General features: G+C 53.7%; 12 protein-coding genes and 4 pseudogenes. 7 read left to right on the forward strand and 9 right to left on the reverse strand.

Annotation, left to right across the window (positions count from 1 at the left end; translation table 11 throughout):
- The 3 genes and pseudogenes from GGR61_RS20390 to GGR61_RS20400 form a co-directional block, all read left to right on the forward strand.
- Window positions 1–130: pseudogene (locus GGR61_RS20390) on the forward strand (IS5/IS1182 family transposase); the annotation flags it as partial.
- A 244-nt stretch (window positions 131–374) separates the two neighbouring features.
- On the forward strand, window positions 375–854 hold the full coding sequence (locus GGR61_RS20395; protein ID WP_184623705.1) for a hypothetical protein: 480 nt from the start codon (window positions 375–377) through the stop codon (window positions 852–854).
- A 45-nt stretch (window positions 855–899) separates the two neighbouring features.
- Window positions 900–1,073 (forward strand): hypothetical protein, encoded by a 174-nt coding sequence (locus GGR61_RS20400; protein WP_184623707.1) that lies wholly within the window; start codon window positions 900–902, stop codon window positions 1,071–1,073.
- On the opposite strand, the gene GGR61_RS20405 is transcribed toward GGR61_RS20400, so the two are convergent.
- Window positions 1,065–1,580: a hypothetical protein gene (locus tag GGR61_RS20405; protein ID WP_184623709.1), complete on the reverse strand. Its 516-nt coding sequence runs from the start codon at window positions 1,578–1,580 to the stop codon at window positions 1,065–1,067. The two genes, GGR61_RS20400 and GGR61_RS20405, sit on opposite strands and share 9 nt — an antisense overlap.
- An 82-nt stretch (window positions 1,581–1,662) precedes the next feature.
- Between GGR61_RS20405 and GGR61_RS20410 the strand changes: the two genes are divergently transcribed.
- The 4 genes and pseudogenes from GGR61_RS20410 to GGR61_RS20425 all read left to right on the forward strand — a co-directional run.
- Window positions 1,663–2,469 (forward strand): IS5 family transposase, encoded by an 807-nt coding sequence (locus GGR61_RS20410; protein ID WP_184623711.1) that lies wholly within the window; start codon window positions 1,663–1,665, stop codon window positions 2,467–2,469.
- Window positions 2,470–2,962: 493 nt separating this feature from the next.
- Complete coding sequence (locus GGR61_RS20415; RefSeq protein WP_184623713.1) at window positions 2,963–3,283, forward strand: hypothetical protein; 321 nt, start codon at window positions 2,963–2,965, stop codon at window positions 3,281–3,283.
- 437 nt (window positions 3,284–3,720) lie between these two features.
- Window positions 3,721–4,102, forward strand: a pseudogene (locus GGR61_RS20420) (IS4 family transposase); the annotation flags it as partial.
- 54 nt (window positions 4,103–4,156) lie between these two features.
- Window positions 4,157–4,336 (forward strand): annotated as a pseudogene (locus GGR61_RS20425) (IS3 family transposase); the annotation flags it as partial.
- Here the strand turns inward: GGR61_RS20425 and GGR61_RS20430 are convergent.
- From GGR61_RS20430 to GGR61_RS20465, 8 genes and pseudogenes are all read right to left on the reverse strand, one after another.
- The gene (locus GGR61_RS20430) at window positions 4,305–4,715 is read right to left on the reverse strand and encodes a hemagglutinin repeat-containing protein (RefSeq protein ID WP_326520648.1); all 411 of its coding nucleotides are present in this window, start codon (window positions 4,713–4,715) and stop codon (window positions 4,305–4,307) included. The pseudogene GGR61_RS20425 and the gene GGR61_RS20430 overlap by 32 nt on opposite strands.
- A 37-nt stretch (window positions 4,716–4,752) precedes the next feature.
- Window positions 4,753–4,977, reverse strand: coding sequence for a hypothetical protein (locus GGR61_RS20435; protein ID WP_184623715.1), 225 nt, complete (start codon window positions 4,975–4,977; stop codon window positions 4,753–4,755).
- Window positions 4,978–4,989: 12 nt separating this feature from the next.
- Window positions 4,990–7,440, reverse strand: a pseudogene (locus GGR61_RS20440) (hemagglutinin repeat-containing protein); the annotation flags it as partial.
- Between the two features lie 538 nt (window positions 7,441–7,978).
- Complete coding sequence (locus GGR61_RS20445) at window positions 7,979–9,658, reverse strand: hemagglutinin repeat-containing protein (protein ID WP_184623723.1); 1,680 nt, start codon at window positions 9,656–9,658, stop codon at window positions 7,979–7,981.
- 161 nt (window positions 9,659–9,819) lie between these two features.
- Window positions 9,820–10,101, reverse strand: coding sequence for a hypothetical protein (locus GGR61_RS20450; protein ID WP_184623717.1), 282 nt, complete (start codon window positions 10,099–10,101; stop codon window positions 9,820–9,822).
- Between the two features lie 35 nt (window positions 10,102–10,136).
- The gene (locus GGR61_RS20990; RefSeq protein WP_260289063.1) at window positions 10,137–12,437 is read right to left on the reverse strand and encodes a toxin glutamine deamidase domain-containing protein; all 2,301 of its coding nucleotides are present in this window, start codon (window positions 12,435–12,437) and stop codon (window positions 10,137–10,139) included.
- A gap of 57 nt (window positions 12,438–12,494) precedes the next feature.
- A complete protein-coding gene (gene imm45, locus GGR61_RS20460) occupies window positions 12,495–12,821 on the reverse strand; it encodes an Imm45 family immunity protein (protein ID WP_221237475.1) in 327 nt (108 codons plus the stop codon).
- Window positions 12,822–13,184: 363 nt separating this feature from the next.
- A complete protein-coding gene (locus GGR61_RS20465) occupies window positions 13,185–13,676 on the reverse strand; it encodes an immunity 42 family protein (RefSeq protein WP_260289061.1) in 492 nt (163 codons plus the stop codon).
- Window positions 13,677–14,020: the final 344 nt, after the last annotated feature.

Here is a 14,020-nt window from a genome sequence, read left to right on the forward strand (position 1 = left end):
CGCAACGAAGTGGAGAGACTGTTCCGTCGCTTGAAAGGCTACCGCCGGATTTTCTCGCGCTTCGAGAAGCTGGATGTCATGTTCCTTGGATTCCTTCGTCCTAGTCGTTGATGGGCTTCGGATGTGTTAACAGGCCCTAGTACAAGTGAACTACGCGGCTATCTTCGCCCTGGAGTTGAAGTTCAGTCTGGAGAAAAAATAATCTCAGGCACTCGACATGCTGAGGACGATATCGTCAAATATGCGAAGGCTAATGGCTTAAACGTGATTGATATTGGTGCAGCTAGACGTGTCTGCTTTTCGTGTCAAAATTTCATCCATCCGACTGGTGCAAATATTTCTACGCCACTAAAGCCGCAACCTAAGTTTAAAAAATGAAAAATAGACTAGAATCGATTTCAGCTGAATTAGCAAAAAATATTATTATTTCTAATTCTTCACAGAGGCGTCGCGCAGTTGTTTTGGTTTGCGGGCATGCACTACGCTCTGCTTCATTATTCGGCCCAGCATATGATGAATATATGCAGGAGCTGCTTCGTGGAAATAATTTCTCTCCTGAAAAATTGTCAGAGTTAAGTAATTTAGCTGAAGAATTGGATGAAAAGTATTTTTTAGCTCAAGAGATTTCAGAGGGTAAATCTGAAATTGATAAAAATTATATTATTTTTTTTAGTCAAGCTCGTGCTGTATCTTCTTTGGTGTTCGCTGGAAAAGAAGACTCTGCGTCCACTTCATGTGAATCAATATACGAAGCTTTAATGGCAGTTGAAAATCCCGATCCGCTTATTGAATCTATACTCTTAAGCTTTGAAGGAGAAGGAGAAGGAGAAGGAGAAGGAGAAGGGGAAAGATAATTTATAGGTGTAAATTATAATTACTTTTCAACACTGGTGCCGCAGGTGTATCTGCGTCTGCGTCCCAGCGACCTGGACAGCAACGGTGCGCTACTCGCCGGCGCCAATGTCGACATCGCCCTGGCCGGCGGCCTGAAGAACACCGGCACCATCGCCGGCCGCCAGCTGGTGTCCATCGACGCCGGCCGTATCAGTTGCGTACTTTCCCACTTACCTTGACGCCTGCTGCCCAAACGTCGCAGTGATCTCGGCCCCGGCACTAACCTGCTGCTGCAGCTTCTGCCCGTCCCAGCCTTTCACCAGGCCATTGGCGCTGTCGCCGGTCAGCACATCACGATTTAGCGCAGCCAGCACATCGCTGACGCTTTGCCCGGTCTTGGCCTGCTGCCCAGCTTGGTCGGTGATGACCAACGTGCCGCCGCTGATGCCGCTGGTGGTCAGCGAGGTGTCGCTGCCGCTCTTGCTGGAGTAGCCGGCGCTTGCGCCCTGCGCACCGCTATCCTGGTTTTGCCAGGACCAGGTGCTGCCGTTGTTGGTTGTCGGGGGCGTCTGGGTCTCGGTCTTGGCGCCATCCTTGCCATCGCTTCCGCCGGCGGCGTATCCACCCGACAAGCTGATGCCCTTGGCTTCATAGCTGCTGGTGTTGGTGATGCCGCTCACCGTCAGCGTGCCGGTCTGCAGGCGATTGGCACCGGCATCTACCGCCGCCTGGGTGCTGGCGATCACGCGAAGAACGGGGTCAGATGCACTTAAAGAGCAGCCTTAGAGCGTGTTATGAACTTTGTCCTTGTCACGTTAACGTATACGGATGAAGCCTCGTAAGCCTTATCCCACCGATATTTCCGATGAAGAATGGGCTTTTGCGGCTCCTTATTTGACGCTGATGGATGTGCAGGCACCGCAGCGCAAGTATGAGCTACGCGCGATGTTCAACGCACTGCGCTGGATCGCACGCGCCGGCGCACCATGGCGATTGCTTCCCAACGATTTTCCACCTTGGGAGGCGGTGTATCATCAAACGCAGCGTTGGCTGCAAGCTGGCTGCTTTGAAGCCATGGTCGGCGATCTGCGCTCACTCTTGCGTGTAGCACGGGGGAAGAACGGCCAGCCAAGTGCGGTCATCTTCGATGGCCGAACGCTGCAGTCCACCTGTGAAAGTGGGCCGCGTGCTGGATACGATGGCGATAAACGCAAGAAGGGCAGCAGGGTGCATATGGCGGTCGATACGCTAGGACATCTGCTCGCCGTCCAGGTCACGCCGGCCAATGAGCAGGAACGCGCGCAGGTGCGCTCGTTGGCTCAAGAAGTGCAACATGTGACCGGTAAAACGGTCAAGATTGCGTTTGTGGATCAGGGCTATACCGGCGAAGAACCGGCACAGGCGGCCAAGGAAGAAGGTAGTGAGTTGCACGTCATCAAGCTGCAAGAAGCTAAGAAAGGCTTCGTTTTGCTTCCACGCCGATGGGTCGTCGGGCGCAGTTTCGGGTGGGTCAATCGTTTCAGAAGGCTGGCATGGGACTACGAGCGACTGCCGGAAACATTGGCCGGTTTGCACTTCGTCGTCTTCACGATCCTGATGCTTGGAAATGCAGCCACCCTCTTTCAAAGTTCATAACACGCTCTAGGAAATCCCTGAGTAAATCGCAGACGCCGTAGTGACGTATAAAGTCACGCACGCACGCACGCACGCACGCACGCACTCAGGCAGGTTGAGCATTCAAACTTGAACGGTCGAGATGGTGGCTACAGACCGTCGCCACTGCAGAGCCCTCGCAACGCTACGGTATGTCATTGATGAGCATGGGTGCCGTGGCTGTGGCGAAGTCACAGAACGTGCGATGGATGGGCAGGCGTTTGTGCGTCGCGCCATGGGACTGGACCAACTACCAGCGCACTTTCGCTCAGCCGCCAGCCGGCCGTGCCTAAGCCTCACACTACGCGCGGTTCGCATGATACCCTCACCACCGCCATTCTGGCGAAGACGGAAAATCGGGTGACCCATCCGACACCATCCAAGCGGTGTCAGGGCTGTCTCTTTGAGCCACGCTTATCGCAAGGCGCCCAGAGACAAGCACGTCATTTCAGCCACTACCAGGGACGTATTCATCATGAAGCTACGCACCATTGCCACCACGTTCGCACTGGCGGCGACTTTAGGCCTTGGCCTGAGCGCTCCAACTCGCGCCCAGGCGGCAGATCCTTGCTCGGTTTTTCTATGCATGGCCGCCGTGTCCGGCTTCGGCAAACCGAGTGCCGAATGTGCAGCGCCGATCGCAGCCTTCCACGCGATCCAGATATGGGATCCGCACTTCGACTCGCCTGCTACGGCGGTCGCGCGCCGGCAATATCTGATGACATGTCCAGGCACGGTCCCAGTGAATCAAGCCGTCTTGGAAGCCATCATCGGGCAGTGGGGCTACACACCTTGACGGGAATCGCCCGCTGACCCAGATAAGCACTTGCTTCTGAGACTTTGCGGGGATACCGCCACACCCCTGTCTGCCATGTGTATCGCGCAATGGCTTTCTGTGCCATTGGGTTCCTACACATCGGCCAGTGGGAAGTGAACCCGCTACCTTCGGACGTTCCCCGCAGGAAAGCGCACTCTGTCCGTGTCTTGTTGGCTCAGTTGGTGGCGTTCCCGGTGGGTGCGGCAGACGCACTGCGCGATTACTCACGAAGCTAATGAACAACGGAACAACGGGGTCCGGAACAACGGGGTCGGGTTCACTTAAAAACTAACCTGACCCTGAGGTTTCCCCACATTTCCTCCTCGCAGATCAATCACTTGCGACATGATCATCGGGAAGAAAGTGCGCGCATGGCGCAATCTTCAAGGTGACTAAGCCAAAGAAGGTTGACGACCATGCGCGCCAACGAAGTATTGCAGAAGTGCCTGCCCCAACTCACTGTCCGGGATGCATGCGTTGCGCGAACGCGCGTTGCTGCATGCGGTTGAGGCGTCGTTGCTCGGACGCAGGCTGACACTGATGGACATCGCACGTTCGTGGCCGAGCGCACTGCGGGTGCGCGCGCCGCTCAAGGCAGTCGATCGCCTGCTGAGTAACCGCAATTTGCAGGTTGAGCGATCAGTGATCGAACACGGTATGGCGCAGTGGCTGGTGCGCGTCGCGCAGCCGGTAATCGTCATCGACTGGAGCGATCTGAAGCCGGACAAATCGTGGTGTCTGCTGCGCGCAGCGGTGCCGGTGGGCGGCCGCACGCCAACCTTGCTGGACATGGTAGTGCCAGCGACGTCCCCCCAATTTTGAGTAGCGCCTCAGTTTGGAGTCCAATTCCCTCGGATCAAGCCGAAGAAGCGGTTGGTGCGCGACAAGCCCGAGCCACTGGCGGTGCCCGAGTGGATCAACCAGGTCTGGTCGATGGACTTCATGCACGACCAGCTCAGTGACGGTCGCAGGTTCCGATTGTTCAACGTGATTGACGACTTCAACCGCCAAGGGCTGGGAATCGAGGTTGATCGGCCTTGCCGCGCGAGCCGCTGGCGGTGACGCCGGCGGCGAAGCCGTCTGCACCGTAAGTGATCACCACGCCGATTGCCGCACTCTTGCTCTTGTTGGTGCTGTGTTGTTCGAAGGTGTCCTGCGCCGCTTCCAGGGTGATGTTGTTGTCGGCCGCCAGCAGCAGGTTGTTGCCGGCCTTGATGTCGCTGCCGCGCACCAGGATGTTGCTGTCTTCGCCACCGCCGGTGGCGATCAGGTTGACGTTGCCGCCGGCCTGCAGGGTGGAGCCCTTGGAAGTGGAGCTGCGCTGTTTGGTCTCGCTCTCGCTAGTATCAAAAACTAAAAAAACAAGCTTCAGCCTTGCATGCCCTTCAAAATTCTCCCGAAAATCTGCAATTCTTTAAAATTGACGGTCTTCGCTTTATTTACTTGCTCTAGTCGATAAATTTCATACTAGCGTCGCCTCTTCCCGTGACAACTTTTTGGACCACTTCTAGCCAGTCCTCCAACGCGGCAGGATCTGCACTAGAGCCATCTTCAAGCAAACTTAATTCGGACAAGGCTGAACCTATTTCGCCTGAGCCTGTTCTTTCGTAGACACGAACCCAATATTCAAACATTGCGATATAAGCTTGCTTAATGGTAATTAATTCATCCATCAAAATATTCTCCTATTTTTTTGTTGGGCTCGATAGCCCGGTTCGCGCGTCGAAAGTTCTTGGGACTTCGTTAATGCCACCGTTTTGAATAATTCCATTTCTCACCGTAACCCAGACTTGACTTCCATCGTTCTGCACTTTACTAAACCATTGAACGCCGAATGCATCAACGCCTAATCTATTACTTGAGTTCTGTGCAATATTTTTAAGTAGCTCTCTAGATTCCACGGTATCACTCAGATGCCCTGATTGCAACTTGAATATATGTTTAATCTGGGCGTCATTGTTGGGAAAGTCGGCAGCCAAGTCAATGTTTCCAGACCCCGCAGAATTTTCCTGTGGCGATGTTGATGCCGATGCATCTTTACTCCCCGGAGTGGAAGTTTTTAACTTCTCTGTTCCTGTGTAATTGTTAGATTTCCCGCCTTTGTTATTAGCTGGGATGTCACTATCTCCGAGGCCGGCGGGTCCGTCCACCGTATCCTTCAATAGCTGAAAGACGAACCAATCCATTTGTGCAGGATCACCAAGCTTACCCGCTGAATTAAGTCCAAGCATCAATCCTTGCTTGGATGAGCTAATTGACTCAATATCCAGCCCACTACTAGCCCATCCTTTCAATACGTTGCCGATCTCTGCAAACTTTATAGCTTGCTCGATGCTTGTTCCTTGAGTGCTCCAGCCGGGATCATTTGCAGCCACAGCATAAGCTAGATATGCACCTGAGTAACCCGGCGCAAACCCCTTGATGTTATTTGAGTTAATGCTGTTGTATGTGGCGAAATTTCCTAGGATATACTCGCTATTGGTAATGTGATTTGCATATGCATCCGTACCGCGTGCATCGAAAAGGACTCCGCCCCCGACATCGCCAGCGGTTGGTCCGAAGTATTCAGAAAGACCATTAAGGAAACCGGCAGCCTGAGAGTCGTTTTTCGCAGATTGGTTATTTGAGAATCCGCTGTCGATCTGATAAAGCGCGCGCTCTGTCAGACGTCGCTTGGCTTCCTCAATCTGATCTGGCGAGGGTTCCTTTCCATCATTTAGATAGCGGGCAAACCCCTCTGAGAACTTATCAAGTGATTCCGCTTCTTTCGGGTGCAGCAGGCGATTATTTGCATCCTCATTGAACGCCGTCGCCGCGCCCGCCGCGCCACCCACCGCCGCGCCTAGCCCAGCCGCAATGCCAGCACCCACAGCCTCCCGCACGCCGTCAGGCAAGTTCTTTGTCAGCTCGTTCAACATGGGTGCCGCTGTAGCAGCCGTTGCCGAACCTAGTGCACCTTGGGCCCCACCGCCTAGCAGCCCCATCGCTGTATGGGCAGCCACACGGTACTCACCGCCTTCGTCCCACTTGGCCGCTTCCTCTTCCTTGCCTTGCAGGCGCAACTCAGCTGCTTTATTGGTTGCGTACTTTCCGACTTCCCTTGAAGCCTGCTGCCCAAACGTCGCAGTGACCTCGGCCCCGGCACTAACCTGCTGCTGCAGCTTCTGCCCGTCCCAGCCTTTCACCAGGCCATTGGCGCTGTCGCCGGTCAGCACATCACGATTTAGCGCAGCCAGCACATCGCTGACGCTTTGCCCGGTCTTGGCCTGTTGTCCTGCCTGATCGGTGATGACCAACGTGCCGCCGCTGATGCCGCTGGTGGTCAGCGAGGTCTCGCTGCCGCTCTTGCTGGAGTAGCCGGCGCTTGCACCCTGCGCACCGCTACCCTGGTTTTGCCAGGACCAGTTGCTGCCGTTGTTGGTCGTCGGCGGCGTCTGGGTCTCGGTCTTGGCGCCATCCTTGCCATCGCTTCCGCCGGCGGCGTATCCACCCGACAAGCTGATGCCCTTGGCTTCATAGCTGCTGGTGTTGGTGATGTCGCTCACCGTCAGCGTACCGGTCTGCAGGCGATTGGCGCCGGCATGTACTGCCGCCTGGGTGCTGGCGATCACGCCGCCCTTCAGGTCGGTGTTGCCACCCACGCGGATGTTGAAGCCGCCATCGCCGGCCTGGATACCGCTCTGCTCCTTTACGCTGGCGAAGTCACCGTTGACCTTGTTGCTGCTGTAGCTGGCGCTGGCACTGAAGCCCACCCCGAAGGTCACGCTGCCGCCGACCGCCTTGTCCTTGCTGGCGTAGGTGCTGGTGTCCTGCAGGCTCTCGATGTTGAGGTCGCCGCCGATGTCGGCCAGCACCGTATCTGCAGAGAGTACCGCGCCCTTCAGGGTGGTGTCGTTGCCGCTGATGAGGGTGGCGGTGTTACCTGCCGACAGGTGGCTCTTGCGTTGGGTGACATCGATTCCATCGGCCTTGCCGCGCGATCCGCTGGCACTGGCGGTCACGCCTGCAGCAAAGCTGTCTTCACCATAGGTGGCCGCCAAGCCGATCGCTGCGCTCTTGCTCGTGCTGCGCTGCTCGAAGGTGTCCTGCGCCGCTTCCAGGGTGATGTTGTTGTAGGTCGCCAGCAGCAGGTTGTTGTCGGCGTTAACGTATCACTGGCTGGCGCGGCTATCCGGACAAGCGTCGCCTGGATGAGAGCCCCGAATTTATCGCACGCCTTTGGCTGAATGGGCTGAGCGCAACCCTAATCTCGTTTCCAACGGCGCTATTGAGCACCAGATAATCGTGCCTGACACGCAGGTGCAGCCCTCCAAGATGGTGGCTCGCAAGGTCCATCGTAGCGATAATTTTTCTTCATCATGCATCGTTGCAAAGAATCAAAAGCCTCATCATTTCTTTCTATGAAACTAGCATTGCTTTCATCGGCTCTGCGTTGAGCGTTAATGTAGCCTCCGCGCTCATCTCCACCGCAATCTAACCAAGCTTGATTTAGATCGCCGGTCTGTATTTCTGTATTGCTCCAGTAATCTCTAAGGGGAGTAGGGTGATACAACGCCTTCTCTGCCTCCTTGTCGCACAGCGCGAGTGGCGTCTGTGGTCCGCATATGCGACCGTTCCCAATGACGCAACCGGAGAGCTGCAGAATTATTATAATGAAGATCGAGCGAAATATGATCACAGAGAACCCGAGACAAGTTTTGAAATTGCATTCCAGACATCAGGCGGAAGTGCTTTAGCCATGGCAAATGGTGCTGCTACCGGAATAGCTACTACCGTCCATGCCTCGTGAAATGTTTTTACTGCCGCAGATCGATTGCGTACTGCGTTTCCCTGGAAATCGTACAAGCCTGCTAATTGGCCGCCTATCATATCGTGGGGACCGGCGAACTGTTCTATCAATTGATCTTGCCACGAACCTGCAGCGTACGGCCTGCCTGCCAGCGTCCCCTGTATTCCTTGAATGCCTCCGGTAAGCCCGCCCAGCTTCTTACCTTCTTTGCTATTTAAAAACTCTGGAAGAGACTTGCCAGCCGCCTTAGAGTCCCATTGAACATAACCGTCGACGATTGCCAATGAGCCATCCCGGTTTTTCAAGCAACGTGCATTGTCAGGCCCACACAACGCGTCCAAGTCGATTCGAGTGCCTCCCAACTTGTACCTATCGTTATCAACGCCCACACTTGGTCCATTCTCGTTGTTAAGTACATTTGGGTCTTTTGACGTTGGATCAACCACTGCGGCACCGGGATCGACGACGCCTGCGAATGTCGAGGAGCTTTCCTTCATTTTTTCACGCATCCAGTCTGCGGCCGAGCTTAACCCTTCTTTAGAGATTGCTCCAGTCGCCGATCCGGTCACCGCGCCAATGAGGATGTTCAGCATCTTCTCCTGCGTTTTGAGCTCATCTAGCTCAGCTGCGATGGCCGCAACTTCTTCGGGGGTGTTCGCTTCTTGTTTGCGTCTGCTCAGATCTTCCTTCTTTGAGTCGGCATAGCTATTTACGGCACCACGTGCCTGTTCAGTGAAGGTGGCAGTGATCTGCGCTTCGGCACGTACTTTCTCTGCCAACGCAACTGGGTCCCAGTTCTTTGTCAGACCTAATGCACCATCCCCGGTCAAGACATCGCGATTCAGCCCTGCAAGAACTGAATCGACGCCCGCGCCCGTGAGCACGAGTTGCGAGTTGGCATCGGTGATGGTGAGTGTCCCTCCACTGATTCCACTGCGTGTCACGCTGGTTTCGCTTCCTTTCTCGCTGCCAAAGCCAGGTGCTCCCAGGCTACGGTCATCGCCAAAGTTTTGGACCGCCCACGTACTTCCCTTGTCGACGGTAGAGGGAGTCTGACTTGATCCTTCGTTCTGACGATTTGTCCCTTTATCGTTGTCTTTTTTACCGTCAGAGCTGTATCCACCCGATAGACTGATGCCCTTGGCCTCATAGCTGCTGGTGTTGGTGATGTCGCTCACCGTCAGCGTGCCGGTTTGCAGACGATTGGTACCGGCATCCACTGCCGCCTGGGTGCTGGCGATCACGCCGCCCTTGAGGTCGGTGTTACCACCGACACGGATATTGAAGCCGCCATCGCCGGCCTGGATGCCGCTTTGCTCGGTGACGCTGGCGAAGTCGCCGTTGACCTTGTTGCTGCTGTAGCTGGCGCTGGCACTGAAGCCCATCCCGAAGGTGACGCTGCCGCCGACCGCCTTGTCCTTGCTGGCGTAGGTGCTGGTGTCCTGCAGGCTCTCGATGTTGAGATCGCCGCCGATATCGGCCAGTACCGTGTTTGCGGAGAGCACCGCACCCTTCAGGGTGGTGTCGTTGCCGCTGATGATCGTGGCGGTGTTGCCTGCCGGCAGATGGCTGTTGCGTCACCGGTGGTCGTATCGCGCTGCGATGTTCAACTCGCGTTTCTGACATCGCAGGGCGATACGGTCCGGAACCGCAGGCGGCATAGAAGATAAGCGGACCGGTGCGGGTAAATGCTGTGGAAATACCATATCGCTTGTGGAAATTTATGTTATTCGTTTCTTTTCTTAAAGTAATCCGACATTTTTACCAAATAGTCTTTAAGGCTGTTCTCATCGCCAGATAAGTCTTGCACCATTGCGAAGGCCCCTTTTTTGCTTACAACGTAAGCCCATTTTAGGCCGAGCGTAATTTCAGAAGATAATTTTATATCTTCGTTTACGAAAAACATCCAGCAAGACTCAGCCTCCAAGTATCTATCACTTAGTAATGATATCTCACTTTCATTTTCTATATTTAGAGTCAATCTAGCTTCATTTTCAGCAATTTTCATTGCTTCCATGATAGATATATTTTCTATGTCATATCTCATAATGGAGGTCTTCCAAGACGAACGGCCACATCAGGGTTTAATTTAACTATTTTTCCCAATTGGGTGTCTATAAAAAAAATTGTTCCATTTTTATTCACAACATTAATGACATGCATAACTTTTCCAGGTTGCTCAATAATGAGGGGTCGTGCAGCTCCGTTGCCTTCCTTAAGCATCTGATCTACAACTGCTGCAGGGGTACTCCGAGCCTCAAATCCAAAGGGAGCTGAAGGAAGTAATCCATTCATGTCAGAGTATTTGGTAGCATCAGAAACTGCATTAATGTTCTTGCCCGAAAGCCGGTCCTGAGCTGCATTGACGCAGGATACACAATTAGTATTAACGCCAGGTCCGGCTCCCTCAACGTAATGAGGATTTACTCCTGCCAAATTAGGGAATTCTTCTCCAATGGCTTTGGTCTCAGTATAAATATTTTCAGCAGCACTTCCTAGGTTGTTCAACCTTGGATTCTTCATTGAGTTACGAATGATACCTGTAAGTTGGCCTCCAACTAACCCTCCGGCTTCTCCAACAGCAATGCCTGCCCACATCAGACGTTGAGTCGTCGCCCAATCAAGGCCTTCGACATAGCCGGCTTCCGCCCAGCGGCCTTGATCTTTCAACAGAAGTTGATAGTTGTTCTTAAGCGCGAGCTCATCGAGGGGGCCTATCTGATCGCTATATCCACTAAAGGCAATAGAGCCTATTCCCAGTAGCATCCCTTTTCCAATGGAAGTAAGGTCACCCCCGAAGCTGGCTTGCTTATCAGCAGCGTCATACCCAAGAGTCGTCCCTAAATATTGCAGCTCCTTATTTTTCTGGGTTGGGCCATGATCAGGGCTACGAATATCTTCGATATAGTTTTTTATCGACGGATCGAATCGGGAGCCATAAAGCGCATTCAGATTGACCGTGGGATCCTTCCACTCTTTGTCGGTACTTTGGAAGAATGCATGACGATCACCCATCGAATCCGTGTAGTAGCGGCCTTCCGACCCCTTGACGAGGAAACTTTCAGTAAGTACGTCTGTACCGTTTAGCGCAGCCCAGTTCTCGTCTTCTTTCGATGCAGCAAATCGATTCAGTCTGACGCGCGCTTCTTCTTCGGTGAGAACGAGACCGTTCTTCGCCATGTAGTCGATATATTTTTCGACGACCTCATCGCTCTTTAAGAACTTTACCTCGGACGGGTGCAATTGCCGATTATTGGTATCGGCATTAAACGCAGTGGCTGCACCAGCAGAGCCACCCGCTGCCGCGCCCAACCCAGCCGCGACACCTGCTCCCACCGCTTCTCGTACGCCATCGGGCAGGTTCTTGGTTAGCTCGTTAAGCAGCGGTGCAGCCGTGGCGGCCGTGGCTGATCCAAGCGCGCCTTGCACGCCTCCACCCAGCAGGCCGATTGTGGCGTGAGCGGCCACGCGATACTCGCCGCCTTCATCCCACTTTGCTGCCTCGTCCTCCTTGCCTTGCAAGCGCAACTGGGTGGCTTTCGTTGAGGCGTAATCTCCCACCGCCTTACTCGCCTGCTGCCCAAACGTCGCCGTGATCTCGGCCCCGGCACTGACCTGCTGCTGCAACTTCTGCCCGTCCCAGCCCTTGACCAGGCCGTTGGCGCTGTCGCCGGTGAGCACGTCGCGGTTGAGCGATGCCAGCACGTCGCTGATGCTTTGCCCGGTCTTGGCCTGTTGTCCTGCCTGGTCGGTGATGACCAACGTGCCGCCGCTGATGCCGCTGGTGGTCAGCGAGGTCTCGCTGCCGCTCTTGCTGGAGTAGCCGGCACTTGCGCCCTGCGCACCGCTACCTTGGTTTTGCCAGGACCAGTTGCTGCCGTTGTTGGTCGTCGGCGGCGTCTGGGTCTCGGTCTTGGCGCCATCCTTGCTACCGCCCGCAGCGTAGCCACCCGACAAGCTGATGCCCTTGGCTTCATAGCTGCTGGTGTTGGTGATATCGCTCACCGTCAGTGTGCCGGTCTGCAGGCGATTGGCACCGGCATCCAAGGCCGCCTGGGTGCTGGCGATCACGCCGCCCTTCAGGTCGGTGTTGCCGCCGACGCGGATGTCGAAGCCGCCATCGCCGGCCTGGATACCGCTCTGCTCGGTGACGCTGGCGAAGTCGCCGTTGACCTTGTTGCTGCTATAGCTGGCGCTGGCGCTGAAGCCGATCCCGAAGGTCACGCTGCCGCCGACCGCCTTGTCCTTGCTGGCGTAGGTGCTGGTGTCCTGCAGGCTCTCGATGTTGAGGTCGCCGCCGATATCGGCCAGTACCGTGTTTGCTGAAAGCAACGCGTCTTTCAGCCTGGTGCCGCGCTGTTACGCGGCTCCTGTCTCAGGTTAAATAAATCTAATTTAAAGTTAGCTCTCTATAACTAGTTCGCGTTGTTCAAGGAAATAAGCCTCATTAATTTCGCACTCGGGATATATCCATCGATCCCAGTTAGATATAACCCAGCTCTTAGAAACGCCGCCCTTTGAGGCGAGGCTATCGCCGGGAAGGTTGACGAGCTTTAATCCAGCCTTGTAGCCAGACGCAACTATTAAGCCATAGGGCCTATCAGCTTCTCCAGTTTCATAAAGCATGAATTCGACTATTTTTTCATATGGGAAACAGCCGTTTACTCTTATAAAACCACCTCGACATAAGCTGTCGCCTTCGTAATCTAAAAGTTTAATCCAGTGCATATTTATTTAACCTTGAGGTCGTGGGATTTGTCGCGTGCCGCGGGCCTTAAAGGGGTAGAGAAAAATCTACTTCACCAAGATGCCTTCCGGTCGTTGCTTCGATCACTTCAAACCGACCATGCTGCCTATCACCAGCAAAAAGCGAGCCATCTTTTGAGCGGTATATGTCCGGCCATTTATTCGCGTAAGCCTATTATTCTTAACTGATCCATTATAGGCTGCCACTGCAGAGGTCATCGTTTTAACTTGCGCAACTCTTACACCCAGAGGAAAGGTTGAATAATCCTTCCTGAAGATGCCAACCTGTAGCGCTCAAGTTGAGGGTCGAGCTATAGAATTAATGTTGGAGAATAGTTGTTTATTTCACGGGCCGGAATTGATCGCGTTATCATAAATACTACCCATTGCTTCATAGGATTGATGAAGTGTTTCGAGAAATTTAATCCGTGGCAAGCAAATGAAATTTATTTCATGGCCTTCTTTTTGATAAGTAATAGTGTATTCGTCATTTTTTTTTGAGAAAACAAATACTTTAAAGTCGTCAAAAACATCTACCGGCGGTGCCGCTAAGTAATCCGCAGCATTACTTATGACGGATTCTTCTCCGAAAATCGATTCGTTAATAGCGCGATGAATTTCAATAAAGCTTAAATCTGGACCGCTAAGGTTTCTGTCTTTTATTCTAAGTATTTGCGTCATTTGAAGATAGACATCTCTAAGGGACGTGCCATCTTCGAAATTTCCTACTCTTTCCCCATTTAACCAATAACAGAATTTACCTAGCATCCACTGCCCGCCGCTGTTGTTGTCCAGCTGCATTTCCACTGCGAATATATTTTTCTCACCAAAAATCATTTTTTGTCGAGCTCCTTAAGCGCTGAGTTATTTACTGAGCTACGAGGGACTGTGCCACTGAAATGAACACCGCCAGCGTTGTCAGAAAAGTATCTGTAGATGCTGCCGTCGCTGGACTTTCCATACCATGTACCCATTCCAGCTCTTACTACATTGGAGTTGTATACATCTGCCGCATCGGACGGCTCGGGTGTTTTTCTCGGGTTGAATAGTGGACTTTTGGTGTCGTGGGCCGGATTTGCAACATACGCGACATCCCCCCGCCCTGAGTAGCGGCTTGGTTTAGAGTCCGGGGGTAATGATATCGGTGTTGGCCAGATGTTGGGCATAAGCAGCTGGTGTCA

Origin of the sequence: Xanthomonas sp. 3058, from assembly GCF_014199765.1 — a bacterium.
GTDB classification, from domain to species: Bacteria; Pseudomonadota; Gammaproteobacteria; order Xanthomonadales; family Xanthomonadaceae; genus Xanthomonas; species Xanthomonas campestris_B.